We start from the raw sequence: 13,575 nt of genomic DNA on the forward strand, positions 1-13,575 counted from the left end.
GCGAGCCGGGGGCAGCAGCCCGCGACGATGCGGTGTTGAAGTCGTCGCGCTCGCCGGTAATCATGACTGCAGCGAATCGACGACTTTCGTGTCAAGCAGCAGCGAGGAGACCACCATGGACGATCAGCAGGCCTCGAGCGATGAAGCGACCCTCGCGCACATGCGCGACGTCTTGCGACGCCAGCGGGAGGCGTTCACGGCGGAGCTGCCGGTCGGCGCGGCGATCCGCAAGGACCGGCTGCGGCGGGCGATCGACCTCGTGGTCGGCAACAAGGACCGCCTGACGCAGGCGCTGTCGGCCGACTTCGGCCACCGCTCGGTCACCCAATCGATGGTCACCGACATCGTCTCGTCGGTGAAGTCGCTCAAGCACGCGCTCGCCAACGTCGACCGCTGGATGCGGCCCGAGAAGCGCAAGCTCGACTTCCCGCTGGGCCTCCTGGGCGCGCGGGCCCACGTCGAGCACCAGCCCAAGGGCGTCGTCGGCGTGATCTCGCCGTGGAACTTCCCGGTCTACCTGACCTTCTGCCCGCTCGCGCAGATCTTCGCCGCCGGCAACCGGGCGATGGTCAAGCCCTCGGAGCACACGCCGCGCACCTCCGAGACGATGCGCGAGCTGGCGGCGCAGTTCTTCCCCGAGCACGAGCTCTCGTTCATCCTCGGCGGGCCGGCCGTCGGCAAGGCGTTCGCCGGCCTCGCGTTCGATCACCTGATCTTCACCGGCGGCACCGGCATCGCCCGCCACGTGCTGCACGCGGCCGCCGACAACCTGGTGCCGACCACGCTCGAGCTCGGCGGCAAGTCGCCGGTGATCGTCGGCGAGAGCGCCGACGTCACCCGCACCACCGAGCGCGTGGTCGTCGGCAAGATGCTCAACGCCGGCCAGATCTGCCTCGCGCCCGATTACATGCTGGTGCCCAAGGCCAAGGAGGCGGCGATCGTCGCCGCGCTGCAGCAGGCGGTCGCGCGCATGTACCCGACGCTGCTCGGCAACGACGACTACACGTCGGTGGTCGACGGCCGCCACCGCGAGCGATTGCAGGGGCTGCTCGACGACGCGAAGGCCAAGGGCGCCGAGGTGATCGCAGTCAACCCGAGCAACGAGGACTTCGCGAGCGCGAGCGGCAACAAGATGCCGCTGCACCTGGTCCGCAACACGACGCCCGAGATGCGAGTGGTGCGCGAGGAGATCTTCGGGCCCATCCTGCCGATCTTGACGTACGACCGCACGGAGGAGGCGATCGCGTACGTCAACGCGGGGGAGCGGCCGCTGGCCCTCTACTACTTCGGCGAGGACACCGACGAGGAGCGCCGCGTGGTCCAGCGCACCGTGTCGGGCGGGGTGACGGTCAACGACGTCATCTTCCACGCGATGCCCGAAGACCTGCCGTTCGGCGGCATCGGCCCGTCGGGCATGGGCAACTACCACGGCTTCGACGGTTTCAGGACGTTCAGCCACCCGAAGGCGGTGTACCGGCAGCCGAAGATCGACCTCGCGGCCCTCGCGGGCCTGAAGCCGCCGTACGGCGAGAAGACCCGCAAGACGATCAAGCGCGAGATGGGCGGCTAGCCCGCGAGGCTCGTGGAGAAGAGCGCCGTGCACCGTCGGCGGGCGCACTGTGATCGGCGGTGAATCGGCTCACTGGGTCGCAGGGGGAGCGACACGCCGCGGACGACCGGGCAGCGGGCCGGTGCAGGACTGGGTGGAGCGCTCGGCCGACTCCCGCAGCGGCCGAGCGCATTCGACCGCCTGTACGCGGGGCGGCGGGCGTCACCGGAGATCCGGCGCTGCGAAACGACGCACATTCGACTGGTATGAATGAGCCGCGGGGCCTACCTCCCCGCACGGTGTGGCGCGCTCGACCTTGCGATCGGTCCGCCGCTGGCTCTCGCGCACGATCTCGCCAACCCTGATCCTGAGCCCCGAGCGGGCGGGAGATGGATATGAAGACCATGGGACTGTGGCGAATCGGCGTCTGCGCGGCTGTGTTCGCGTGCGAGGCGGCCGAAGATGTCGAGGGCAACGAGGCGCGCGCGGTCATCGACGACGAGCGTGGGTTCTGCGAGGGCGAGGACGAGCCCTGCGGCCCCGAGAGCCTGGCGATCGAGCCGGAGCACGACGGCGGCTGCGGCAACCACCCTGCGACCTCCGAGGTCGTCGCGCTGGAGAAGGACTTCGCCGAGTGGCTGGCCGCCGCGCCACCGCCCGCGTTCGGTCGGGCGACGATCCCGGTGTACGTCCACGTGATCAGCGACGACAACGGCGTCGGCGACGTCACGGAGGAGCGCGTCAACAAGCAGATCGAGGTGCTCAACCAGGCCTTCGCCGGCACAGGTTTCAACTTTTCGCGCGCCGGTATCACTCGCACCCGCAAGACCGCCTGGTACAACATGGCCATGGACAGCGTCGCCGAGTCGCAGGCGAAGAGCGCCCTGCGGGTCGGCGGCAGCGGGACCCTCAACATCTATGTCGCCAACGCCCTGAACCTGCTCGGGTGGGCCACCTTTCCGTGGAAGTACGGCCTCGATCCGGACGCCGACGGCATCGTCGTCGACCGCGCCACCTTGCCCGGCGGCACCGCGACGAACTACAACAGCGGCATCACGGCCGTCCACGAGGTCGGGCACTGGCTGGGCCTCTATCACACCTTCCAGAACGGTTGCTCCGTGTTCGGCGACTTCGTCGGCGACACGCCCTCCGAGAGCTCCGCCGCCACCGGCTGTCCCGTGAAGCGCGACACCTGCGGCGGCTCCGGCACCGATCCGGTCGACAACTACATGGATTATACCAACGACAGCTGCAGGAGCCGGTTCACCGCCGGCCAGCGGAGCCGCATGTCGTTTCACTTCACGTGGTTCCGCTGAGCGGATCAGCCGGCCTGGAAGAGCGACCGAGCGGGGGCGAGGGGTCGGGCATGCTTCGCCGGCAGGATACACCTGCGCATCGACGGGGGGGCGACGACGAGCTCAGGCCGACAGCCGGTCGATGCCCGCGTGCAGCAGCGGCAGCACTGCGTCGCCGGTGGTGGCGAAGCCGTCGCCCACGGTGAGGCCGGCCTGGTAGCGCTGGTGGATGCCCTCGGCGATCACTGCCAATTTAAACAGGCCGAGCGCCACGTAGAAATCGAGGTCGGCGAGGGCGCGGCCGGACTGCCGTGAATAGCGCTCGATCAGCGCGTCGGCCCGGGGGAAAAAATTCTCGCCGCTGCGGATGTGCTTCACGCCGAGGACGGGCTCGGTGAGCGGGTCCCAGTAGACCAGGGCGAGGCCGAGGTCGGCCAGCGGGTCGCCGAGGGTGCACATCTCCCAGTCGACGATCGCGGCGATCTCGAGCCGGTCGGGCGCGAGGATCACGTTGTCGAGGCGGTAGTCGCCGTGGACGACGCTGCGATCGCCGCGCGTGGGCAGGGCCAGGCGCAGGCGCCCGGCCAGCTCGACCGGCTCGGCGAGCTCGCGGGTGTGCACGCGCTCCCACTGATCCATCCACCGGCGGATCTGCCGCTCCAGATAGCCCTCGGCGCGGCCGAAGTTGTCGAGGCCGACGGCGGCCGGATCGACCGCGTGCAATTGACACAGGCGATCGACGAGCTCCTCCCCGCATTGCCGCTGCTCGTCGGGGCTCAGGCGCGCGGCGTCCTCGGCGCTCTGAATCACCCGACCCGGGACGAATGCGGTGACCGCGAACGGCACGCCGATCACCGAGGTGTCCTCGCACAGCAGCATGGCCGGAGCGACCGGCACGCGGGTCGGGCCGAGGGCGGCGACGACCCGGTACTCGCGGGCCATGTCGTGCGCGCTCGGGGTGAGCGTGCCGAGCGGGGGCCGGCGCAGGACCCAGTCGTGCACGCCGTCGCGCAGGCGGTAGGTGAGGTTCGACTTGCCGCCCGCGAGCAGCTGGGCGTCGAGCTCGCCGCCGTAGTCGGGCACGCGCTGGGCGAAGAAGCGGTGCAGCGCGGCGAGGTCGAGGCCGGGGGGGTTCATGCGCCGCCCCGCTTCTTGAACGCGGAGACGCTGCGCTTGGCGATCGACCAGCGGTGCGTCTCGCTCGGGCCGTCGTAGATCCGGAACGGCCGGACCTCTCGCCAGTAGCGCGACAGCAGCAGGTCGCCGGAGGTGCCGACTGCGCCGGTCATCTGCATCGCGCGGTCGACGATCCGTCCGACCGCCTCCGACACGAAGGTCTTGGCGATCGACGAGGCAGTGCCGGCGTCGCCGCCGGTGTCGAGGACCCACGCGGTGTGGAGAATCAGCGAGCGGCTGGCGGCGAGGTCGATCTCGTTGTCGGCGATCTGCTGCTGGACCATGCCGAGCTCGGCGAGGCGGCTGCCGAACGCCTCGCGCTTCGTCACGTGCGCGAGGGCGAGGTCGTGGGCGCGGCGCGCGAGGCCCAGCCAGCGCATGCAATGAGTGAGGCGCGCCGGGGCCAGGCGGACCTGCGCGTATTCGAAGCCGCGGTCGACCTCGCCGAGGATCGCGTCGTCGCTCACGATGCAATGATCGAAGGTGACCTCGCTGTGGCCGGCGAACAGGCCGTGGTCGAGGGTGTCGAGGTCGCGGACGATCTGCATGCCGGGGTTGTCGCCGGCGACCAGGAACATGGTCGCGCCGCCGGGGTCGCCGGGCGCGCCGGAGGTGCGGGCCATGACGATCGCAAACGCGGCGCCGCGCGCTCCGGTGATGAACCACTTGGTGCCGTCGATGCGCCAGCCGCCGTCGACGCGGGCGGCACGAGTGGCGAGCGCGCGCGGGTCGGAGCCTGCTCCGGGCGGCGGCTCGGTCATGGCGAAGCAGCTGCGGACCTGCCCGGCCGCGAGCGGCGCCAGGTACTGCTGCTGCTGCGCCGGCGTGGCCACGCGCTCGAGCAGGTGCATGTTGCCCTCGTCGGGCGCCGAGATGTTGAGCGCCAGCGGACCGAGCAAGGAGTAGCCGGCCTCCTCGAACACGGCCGCCTGGCCGCGGACGTCGAGGCCGCGGCCGCCCCACCGCGCGCCGACGTGCGGCGCCAGCAGGCCGGCCTCGCGCGCCCGAGTTTGCAAGCGGCGGCGGATGTCCTCGGCGTCGGCCGCGTCGTGCAGCGAGCCCTTGCACGCCAGCTCGACGGGGAGGACGACGTCGCGGATGAACTCGCGGGTGCGCTGGACCAGCGCGGCGAGCTCCGGATCGAGGTCGAAGCGGATGGCCATGATAAAGCGCCCCGAAAGCAAGGGTTGCCCGTAACCCGGCTGTGAGTCAAGTCTGCGGGCGTTCTTTTTTAATTCGTTGTAAAAATTGCGGCGGTCGCCTAGATTGCCGAGCATGGCCAAGAGCGCGTTCATCTACGACGCGATGCGGACCCCTCGCGGCAAGCTGAAGGGCGGGGCGCTGAACAGCATCAAGCCGGTCGACCTCGTCGTCGGGCTCATCCACGAGCTGGTGCCGCGCAACCCCGGGCTCCGGCTCGACCGCATCGACGACATCGTCCTCGGCGTGGTCTCGCCGGTGGGTGAGCAGGGCGGCTGCATCGCCCGCACCGCGGCGCTGGTGGCCGGGCTGCCGGAGACGGTCGCCGGCGTGCAGCTCAACCGCTTCTGCGCCTCGGGCCTCGAGGCGGTCAACACTGCGGCGGCCAAGGTCGCGTCGGGGTCGGACGACCTCGTGCTGGCCGGCGGCGTCGAGTCGATGTCGCGGGTGCCGATCGGCGCCGACGGCGGGGCCTATCATCAGGACCCGACCACCGCGTACGACGCCTACTTCGTGCCGCAGGGCATCGGCGCCGACCTCATCGCCACTCTCGAGGGCTTCAGCCGCGAGGACGTCGACTCGTTCGCCGTCGGCTCGCAGCGCAAGGCCGAGCACGCGTGGCAGAACGGTCACTTCAAGCGCTCGGTCGTGCCGGTCAAGGACATGAACGGCGTGCTGGTGCTCGACCGCGACGAGCACCGCCGGCCCGAGTCGACGGTGCAGTCGCTGGCGGCGCTGCCGGCCTCGTTCACCAAGATGGGCGAGCTGGGCGGCTTCGACGCGGTGGCGCTGCAGAAGTACCACCGGGTCGAGAAGATCCACCACGTGCACACGGCGGCCAACTCGTCGGGCATCGTCGACGGCGCGGCGCTGATGCTGCTCGGCAGCGAGGAGGCCGGCAAGCAGCTGGGGCTGCGGCCGCGCGGCCGCATCGTGTCGATGGCGGTCACCGGCAGCGAGCCGACGATCATGCTGACAGGGCCGACGCCGGCGACCAAAAAGGCGCTGGCGCGCGCGGGCCTGAAGATCGACGACATCGACCTGTTCGAGCTCAACGAGGCGTTCGCGTCGGTGGTCCTCAAGTGGCAGCGCGACCTCGGGATCCCCGACGACAAGGTCAACGTCAACGGCGGCGCGATCGCCATGGGCCACCCGCTCGGCGCGACCGGCTGCATCATCCTGGGCACGCTGCTCGACGAGCTCGAGCGCCGCGACCTGCGCTACGGCCTGGCGACCCTGTGCGTCGGCGCCGGCATGGGCATCGCCACCATCATCGAGCGCGTGTGAGCGCGTACTCCGAGGGCACCGAGATGACGAGCGAGTCGAACACCCACAAGGCCTCTGCGATCCACTGGACGCGCGACGACGACGGGGTCGTGATCCTCACGATCGACGACCCGAGCTCGAGCGTCAACACGATGAACGACGCCTACACCGAGTCGATGGCGGCCAGCGTCGAGCGGCTCGAGGCGGAGCGCGCGTCGATCACCGGGGTGATCGTCACCAGCGCTAAGAAGAGCTTCTTCGCCGGCGGCGACCTCAATCGCCTGCGCAAGTACGACAGGTCGCGCGCGGCCGAGCAGACGGCCCACATCGAGCGGGTCAAGAGCCACCTGCGCCGGCTGGAGAAGCTCGGCCGCCCGGTGGTCGCCGCCATCAACGGCACCGCGCTCGGCGGCGGCCTCGAGGTCGCCCTGGCCGCGCATCGCCGCATCGTCGCCGACGTGCCCGGCTGCCAGATCGGCCAGCCCGAGGTCACTCTCGGCCTGTTGCCCGGCGGCGGCGGCATCACCCGCATCGTCCGCATGATCGGCCTGCAGAAGGCGCTGACGCAGGTGATCCTGCCGGGCACGAAGTTCAGCCCGCGCGAGGCGCTGGAGCTCGGGCTGGTCGACGAGGTCGTCGCCTCGGTCGACGAGCTGATCCCGCGGGCCAAGGCGTGGATCGCCGCCAACCCCGACGCCGCCAAGCCGTGGGACAGGAAGGGCTTCGAGATCCCCGGCGGCAGCGCGTCGAGCCCGGCGCTCTCCAGCATTCTTCCGGCGATGGCGGGCAACCTGCGCAAGCAGGTCAAGGGCGCGCCGATGCCGGCGCCGCGGGCGGCCCTCGCGGCGGCGGTCGAGGGCTCGCTGGTCGACTTCGACACCGCGTCGCTGATCGAGACCCGCTACCTCGTCAGCCTCACCACCGGGCAGGTGGCGAAGAACATGATCGGCGCGTTCTTCTTCGACCTGCAGAAGATCAACGCGGGCGCCAGCCGCCCGGCCGGGTTCCCGAAGTTCCAGGCGAAGAAAGTCGGCGTGATCGGTGCCGGCATGATGGGCGCGGCGATCGCCTACGTCGCGGCCAAGGTCGGGATCGAGGTGGTGCTCAAGGACGTATCCCTGGCGGGAGCCCAGAAGGGCAAGGGCTACGCGGTCAAGCTCGAGCAGAAGGCGGTCGAGCGCGGCAAGACGACGCAGGAGAAGGCCGACGCGCTGCTCGCTCGCATTCACCCGACCGAGGACCCGAAGGACTTCGCCGGGGTCGACTTCGTGATCGAGGCGGTGTTCGAGAGCGTCGAGCTCAAGCACAAAGTTTTTAAAGAGATCGAGCCGTTCGTCGACGAGGCGGCGGTGCTGGGCTCGAACACGTCGACGCTGCCGATCGCGCTGCTGGCCGAGGGCGTGCAGCGGCCGGCCGACTTCATCGGCATCCACTTCTTCTCGCCGGTCGACAAGATGCAGCTGGTCGAGATCGTCCGCGGCAAGAACACGTCGGACGCGGTGCTGGCCAAGGTGTTCGACTTCGTGCTGCAGATCCGCAAGACCCCGATCGTCGTCAACGACGCGCGCGGGTTCTTCACCTCGCGGGTGATCGGCAAGTTCATCAACGAGGCGGTCGCGGCCGTCGGCGAGGGCATCGAGCCGGCGACCATCGAGCAGGCGGCGCTGCAGGCCGGCTACCCGGCGGGCGCGCTGCAATTGCTCGACGAGCTGACGATCACGCTGACGCAGAAGATCCGCCAGGAGACGCGCAAGGCCGAGGAGGCCCAGGGCAAGACGTGGGTCCCGCACGGCGCCGAGGCGGTGGTCGACCGCATGATCGACGAGCTCGGCCGCAAGGGCCGCTCGACCGGCGGCGGCTTTTATGAATACGACGAGTCGGGCAAGCGCATCGGCATCTGGCCGGGCCTGCGCGCGGCGTTCAAGTCGGGCAGCAAGGAGATCCCGTTCATCGACATGCAGGAGCGGATGCTGTTCGCCGAGGCGATCGACACGGTCCGCTGCGTCGACGACGGCGTGCTCACCTCGGCCGCCGACGCCAACATCGGCTCGATCTACGGCATCGGCTTCCCGGCCTGGACCGGCGGGGTGCTGCAGTACATCAATCAGTACGAGGGCGGCCTGCGCGGCTTCGTGGCCCGCGCCCGCGCGCTGGCGGCCGCCTACGGGCCGCACTTCAGCCCGCCGGACTCGCTGGTGGCCAAGGCCGAACGGGGCGAGCGCTACGAGTGATGAGGGCGCGGCTCACAACCACGAGCGACTGAGGTCTCTCCGCGCACTCACGGGCCTCGACGCCAACGCGCTCAAGAAGCATGATGAGGCGTGCCGCCTCGGCCCACGCCTCGTGCAGGGTCCTGCCGTCGTCGACCTTGCGGAGATCATCGATGAAGTCGAAGTGGTTCGCGTAGTGCGGTAGGCCGTAGATGCGGTCGAGCTCGGCGCAGAGCTTCGGTAGGGCCGAGGAGAGGCCGTTCCAGCGCAGTCGGAATGAATCCGCGCCCTCGACGTATCTTCCCCAACCTCTTTTGGGAGGTACCGCGACGGTGACGGACTTTAGGATCTCCTGCGCGGAATCGAAGCCCAAGACGTCGAGTGCCACTTCCCTGGAAGCGTGCACGTCGGTGACGAGGCCCTGGCCCAAATGGGAGCGGAGGCCCCGCCGCAGGGCGGTGCCGTTGTCGACGAGCTGTCCCGAGCTGTCGTACAGGAGGTTGAGAGCGATTCGCCGGCCCCAGCCGCGGGAGATCTTGGTCGAGTCGATGAGGAAGGAGCCGCCTGCTCCGAACGGCAACGCGTACGTCGAGCCAGGCGAACGGACAGCAGGACGCCCCGCGTCGATTGACCGCCGATCTCGGGGACGTCAGTGAAGTGCTGTCCCATCAGCGATAGCCATGTGATCGCCGCGGGGTCGGATCGATCGTAGGCGAAGAGAGCGTCGGAGAGCGAGAAGGTGCCTGGTTCTCGCGCAATTGGCTGACAGACTTTGACGCCCGAGGTCTCAGTCAGAAGTTTCTTCAGAGGCGCCTTGGAGTCGAGGCGGTAGACAGTAAGAGGGATCGAAGACATGGCCCGAGCGGACGCCGAACGGAGGTCGCCCGTACGGGATGTGCCGGGGAGGAGGCGAAGCGATCAGCTCACGGCATCCGCCGCGCTCGCTCGGGCACGCGAGCGGCCGGAGAGCGGTCATGGCCCGGCCAGGGTCAGCCGGCGAACAGCGCCGGGTGGCCCATGCCGTAGCGGACGAAGTCTTGCGCGGCCTTGACGAGGTCGGCGAGCGAGCACATGCGCGGGTTCCACCACTCGGCGGCCCAGTTCATCGAGCCGAGCAGGAGCAGGGGCGAGACGTTGACGTCGAGGCCCGCACGCAGTTCGGGGCCCTGCTCCCCCGAGCACCGCCGCACGGGGGAACGCCGCGGCGACTGTCTCATAGTGGAGGTACGCGGCACCTTGCCCAAGCAAGGTCGACTTGATATCCTGTGGGTGCTGGAGCCACATTGCGGCGCGCATTTTCGCTCAACCATCCAGCAAGGCAGTGAGATGAACATGGAAGATGAAGACGACAGCCTGGAGAGCCAGTTCGGCAAAACGAGGCTTACGCTGGAGCGGAGGAGCGTGACGTCAAGAATGGATGGTGCTCATGGGTCCTACAATCCGTGCGAGGCCTCAATCTTTGTCGATGCCGGCATTCAAGGTCTTGATCTGCTGTATACAACATATCATGAGTACGTTCACGGGCAGTTGGGTAAATCAGACTGGGGCGAAATGATACGCCGCCTCAACACCCTTCAGCTAAAATACACTCTTCCTCTTCAGCTAATCCGTTCTGGTGAGATCATGGCCGTCGAGCGAGCGCATTTCGGGTCCATCCAGCCGGCCGCACGTCGCGTGATACTTGCAAAGGATAAAAGCTTCCGGGCACAAATCCGTGAACGCTTGCGCGCAAACCCAGTGTTCCAGCGCGGCGCGCGCAGGCTGTTCGATCTCGGTCAGCGAATCGGCGTCATGAATTCCCTCTGGGTGCGAACCCAGGAAGGCATCGCCACCTGGTTCGGCTTGCGCCTGTGCAAAGACTTTCTGCGCGAATACCCTCAGGTTTACGACGAACTGTTCCGACACAATGTTGCGTTGCTCTCGGGCCCGTATAGCGATGGATACGAACTGTTTGACAAGATCGCGCGCTGCTCCATGCTGGAAGAGAACGAAATCGTGGTCGTGGCGTTCTTCTGTTGCTCGGTTGATTTTCGAAGTCTTGACCTCGTCACCTCGGAATTGAGTTCTTGCCGAGAGGCGCTCGCGGGCGTGTCCTTCTCGCCCGACCTCCGGCTGGCCTGTCTCGCAGCTAAGATCGATCGGGAAACGCGAGAGTATAGCCTTGGCGATCTAATGAGCGCTGGCATCATCCCGCGTGCGACGTGGTCCGCCGCAGACCTCGAGGATTACTACATTAATCGTATGATGAAGAGCGCCGCTCTCGACCGAGAGATACGCGATTGCTGGATAGAGGCTGGACGTCAACTAGACTGGCTTCAGCCGGCACACATCCTCGACTTCGAAGACCTGCCGATTTCGTTTGAGCAAATTGAACTTTCAGGGAGCACTGACTCAATGGTGGACGGGTTCACTGTGCATGGAGTCGAAGAATGGATCGAGAACCACGCTTCGGACACGGATCCCATCGCTGTCTATCAACGAAGTACTCGTTTAAAAGATATCTTGCTGCAAACCCTCGTCGGCGAGGACATCCTCATCGAGGCTCCTACTCCGTAGCGCCGAGCATCGTCGTCACCCGGCCGCGATTGCGTGGTACGATGTCGGGGAGTGCTTCCCTCGTGGCGCCCACGCGGAGTGCAGGTCATCGAGAAGTATGAGCGAAGGGCTGACTTACGAGCATCTCGCCGAGCCCTTCAGCGTGGGACGAGCGACCGTAGAACGCTTCGTCTCAGGCGAGAGACGGGGCGGTCGAGCCCCAGCCGCAGGGAGGCGGAGTCGCGCGACGGGCCACGGCCCGGGAGCAAGAGTTGCTCATCGAGCCGTGGCCAGGGCTTGATCCTGTCGCAGAGGATCAAGACGTCATGAACTTTCTGTTACACCCCCGATGCGCTCCATCGACCCTCTCCATCCTGGCTCGCAAGCGATACCACCGTACCATCAGAAAGTCGTATCTTTGACAAGATCGTGAGAAATTCGCTCACATCGCCGTGGGAGAACGGCGGATTGCTGGCGTCGATCTCTAGCAGCGCGGCATGCAGAGATTCGATCGACAGGCCACCCGGGGCTGCCCGCAGAATCGAAAGAATCCTATATTGGAGCGGATCAAGGTGTACTCCTTTCTTCATAATTGAACGTCCGGTCTTGAACAGAGCCGCTGCAATCCCGACGAGAGCCTGATTCGTCACCGTTCCGGCAAAGAAGTTAACACTGGCCGCAGCCGCGGTCGCAGCCCACACTGAATCCATCAGTTTGAGGTCATCATCTCGCACCACCCATCGGGTCACAGGAACCATAAGTGAGAACGTTCCAGGACGAGGGGAGGGGAGCCGCATGGTCACAAACTCAGCAGCAATTGCTGATGCGAACCGCCGCGCCAAGTCCTCGGAGAGCGCATCGATCCGGCTGGCGTATTCAGCGATTACATTCGCGCACTGAATCTCAGTCTGGAAATCTGGCATTTGACACCCTCCGTGGCCAAGACTCGCGTATCGCCCGCAAGGCGGCAAATCCGAACGTAGGTCGGCTACAGGTCGGCGTGTGAACTTTGTCACATTAAGTCCGGCGCGCTCCTCCAAGCGCCGCTGCTTTCTCGCCACCTCCGCCGATACAACGTAAGCTCCGTGGTCCCCGGCAGCGCCTCCGGCTCGGCCCACATGCGCGGCCTTCAGACCGGATCAGCAGGCACGGGCGCTCCGAGGGCGGGCGGATCAGCAGAGCGAGCTCGCCGTCGCCATCGCCGACCTTGAGCGCGCCCCGCTCGAGCCCTGGCGCCGCGCCATCCGCTGCCACGAGGCGAACTTCAGCCGCTCGGTGCCGTACGCGGCGTACAGCGTCATCGACGCCCGAGATGTCGACCGAGAGTGAGGCCGCCTTCGTCGAGGTGCTCGATAATCTCGAGCCGCAGGGGGTAATCGTATTGGGATACAGGTTGTGGAATCACCTCGCCGACCTCGACGGCGCGCAAGACGAGCCAATCGTGGGCGCGAGCCAGACCCAGACCTGGCGTTACCCACTGTCGAAGGGAGGGACTTGCCTCGCGTACGGCATCCGGCATCCGGCTTCACAGGTAGCAGGTGGCAACCCCACATCCTCGAGGTGATTCTTGCTCCTGATGCCGAGGCGCAAGAATCCCCGCCTTTAGCGGCCTCATTGCATGTAGGTAGAGAGCGCTGCGGAGAGGGCCGGCGGCTCACCCGGCGAACAGCGCCGGGTGGCCCATGCCGTAGCGGACGAAGTCCTGCGTGGCCTTGACGAGGTCGGCGAGCGAGCGCATGCGCGGGTTCCACCACTCGGCGGCCCAGTTCATCGAGCCGAGCAGGAGCAGGCGCGAGACGTTGATGTCGAGGCCCGGGCGCAGCTGACCTGCGGCCTGGGCCTGGGCGAACAGGTCGCGCCACAGGCGGCTGTAGGTGGCCTCCTCGGCGGCGGGACGGACGCGCAATTGCTCGGGGACCTGGTTGGCGTTGCGGATCGAAGCGGTCGTGTAATCGGAGATGTGGAGCTCGTAGCGGAGGTGGGCCGCGACCGCCTCGAGGATCTTCTCAAAGGGGCTGGTGCCCGGCGGCAGCGCGGCCAGCACCTCCTCGACGTGCATGCGCACGCGGTGGGCCCCGACCCACATGACCTCCTCGATCAGCGCGTCGCGCGACTCGAAGTAGTAGTAGATCGCCGGGGCCTGGACCTCGGCGGCCTCGGCCACGTCGGCCAGGCGCGTGCCCGCGTAGCCCTTGCGGCTGAGCACCCGCGCGGCGGCGTCGAGGATCCGCTCGCGGGTCCGGGCTGACTTGGTGTCTTCGCTCGCCATGCCGCCGCCGAGTATAACCGCTCGCGCCCGCCGCCGCAGCCGGCGCGCTCGGTGCGTCCGCGCGCGCGGAGCGAG

General features: G+C 67.5%; 11 protein-coding genes. 5 read left to right on the forward strand and 6 right to left on the reverse strand.

Going from position 1 to position 13,575, the window contains the following annotated elements; genetic code table 11:
- Positions 1–115: 115 nt before the first annotated feature.
- Together O0S08_RS03745 and O0S08_RS03750 are read left to right on the forward strand one after the other, a co-directional pair.
- Positions 116–1,570: a coniferyl aldehyde dehydrogenase gene (locus tag O0S08_RS03745; RefSeq protein WP_371879594.1), complete on the forward strand. Its 1,455-nt coding sequence runs from the start codon at positions 116–118 to the stop codon at positions 1,568–1,570.
- A 383-nt stretch (positions 1,571–1,953) separates the two neighbouring features.
- Positions 1,954–2,865: a zinc metalloprotease gene (locus O0S08_RS03750; protein WP_269037585.1), complete on the forward strand. Its 912-nt coding sequence runs from the start codon at positions 1,954–1,956 to the stop codon at positions 2,863–2,865.
- Positions 2,866–2,967: 102 nt separating this feature from the next.
- Here the strand turns inward: O0S08_RS03750 and O0S08_RS03755 are convergent, their stop codons facing one another.
- Complete coding sequence (locus O0S08_RS03755; RefSeq protein WP_269037586.1) at positions 2,968–3,981, reverse strand: phosphotransferase family protein; 1,014 nt, start codon at positions 3,979–3,981, stop codon at positions 2,968–2,970.
- Positions 3,978–5,183, reverse strand: coding sequence for an acyl-CoA dehydrogenase family protein (locus O0S08_RS03760; protein WP_269037587.1), 1,206 nt, complete (start codon positions 5,181–5,183; stop codon positions 3,978–3,980). Before O0S08_RS03760 ends, O0S08_RS03755 begins: the two co-directional genes overlap by 4 nt.
- A gap of 112 nt (positions 5,184–5,295) precedes the next feature.
- On the opposite strand from O0S08_RS03760, the gene O0S08_RS03765 reads away from it, so the two are divergent.
- Together O0S08_RS03765 and O0S08_RS03770 are read left to right on the forward strand one after the other, a co-directional pair.
- Positions 5,296–6,507: an acetyl-CoA C-acetyltransferase gene (locus O0S08_RS03765; protein ID WP_269037588.1), complete on the forward strand. Its 1,212-nt coding sequence runs from the start codon at positions 5,296–5,298 to the stop codon at positions 6,505–6,507.
- Positions 6,508–6,530: 23 nt separating this feature from the next.
- Positions 6,531–8,717 (forward strand): 3-hydroxyacyl-CoA dehydrogenase NAD-binding domain-containing protein, encoded by a 2,187-nt coding sequence (locus O0S08_RS03770; RefSeq protein ID WP_269041938.1) that lies wholly within the window; start codon positions 6,531–6,533, stop codon positions 8,715–8,717.
- Here O0S08_RS03770 and O0S08_RS03775 read toward each other — a convergent pair.
- The gene (locus O0S08_RS03775; protein WP_269041939.1) at positions 8,662–9,324 is read right to left on the reverse strand and encodes a DUF6119 family protein; all 663 of its coding nucleotides are present in this window, start codon (positions 9,322–9,324) and stop codon (positions 8,662–8,664) included. The genes O0S08_RS03770 and O0S08_RS03775 overlap by 56 nt on opposite strands.
- Positions 9,325–9,685: 361 nt before the next feature.
- On the reverse strand, positions 9,686–9,886 hold the full coding sequence (locus tag O0S08_RS03780) for a hypothetical protein (RefSeq protein ID WP_269037589.1): 201 nt from the start codon (positions 9,884–9,886) through the stop codon (positions 9,686–9,688).
- A 46-nt stretch (positions 9,887–9,932) separates the two neighbouring features.
- Between O0S08_RS03780 and O0S08_RS03785 the strand changes: the two genes are divergently transcribed.
- A complete protein-coding gene (locus O0S08_RS03785) occupies positions 9,933–11,252 on the forward strand; it encodes a hypothetical protein (protein ID WP_269037590.1) in 1,320 nt (439 codons plus the stop codon).
- 317 nt (positions 11,253–11,569) lie between these two features.
- Here O0S08_RS03785 and O0S08_RS03790 read toward each other — a convergent pair whose 3' ends face one another.
- Together O0S08_RS03790 and O0S08_RS03795 are read right to left on the reverse strand one after the other, a co-directional pair.
- On the reverse strand, positions 11,570–12,154 hold the full coding sequence (locus O0S08_RS03790) for a hypothetical protein (RefSeq protein WP_269037591.1): 585 nt from the start codon (positions 12,152–12,154) through the stop codon (positions 11,570–11,572).
- 731 nt (positions 12,155–12,885) lie between these two features.
- Positions 12,886–13,500 carry a TetR/AcrR family transcriptional regulator gene (locus O0S08_RS03795; protein ID WP_269037592.1) on the reverse strand — a complete coding sequence of 205 codons (615 nt, stop codon included), beginning with the start codon at positions 13,498–13,500 and terminating at the stop codon, positions 12,886–12,888.
- Positions 13,501–13,575: the final 75 nt, after the last annotated feature.

It is taken from the genome of Nannocystis punicea (genome assembly GCF_026965555.1).
GTDB lineage: Bacteria > Myxococcota_A > Polyangia > Nannocystales > Nannocystaceae > Nannocystis > Nannocystis punicea.

Bases quoted from the DNA above. Each gene is read 5' to 3' on its own strand.
- O0S08_RS03760 (WP_269037587.1), bottom strand. From the start codon at position 5,183: ATGGCCATCCGCTTCGACCTCGATCCGGAGCTCGCCGCGCTGGTCCAG.
- O0S08_RS03750 (WP_269037585.1), top strand. From the start codon at position 1,954: ATGGGACTGTGGCGAATCGGCGTCTGCGCGGCTGTGTTCGCGTGCGAG.
- O0S08_RS03770 (WP_269041938.1), top strand. From the start codon at position 6,531: ATGACGAGCGAGTCGAACACCCACAAGGCCTCTGCGATCCACTGGACG.
- O0S08_RS03795 (WP_269037592.1), bottom strand. From the start codon at position 13,500: ATGGCGAGCGAAGACACCAAGTCAGCCCGGACCCGCGAGCGGATCCTC.
- O0S08_RS03765 (WP_269037588.1), top strand. From the start codon at position 5,296: ATGGCCAAGAGCGCGTTCATCTACGACGCGATGCGGACCCCTCGCGGC.
- O0S08_RS03790 (WP_269037591.1), bottom strand. From the start codon at position 12,154: ATGCCAGATTTCCAGACTGAGATTCAGTGCGCGAATGTAATCGCTGAA.
- O0S08_RS03755 (WP_269037586.1), bottom strand. From the start codon at position 3,981: ATGAACCCCCCCGGCCTCGACCTCGCCGCGCTGCACCGCTTCTTCGCC.
- O0S08_RS03745 (WP_371879594.1), top strand. From the start codon at position 116: ATGGACGATCAGCAGGCCTCGAGCGATGAAGCGACCCTCGCGCACATG.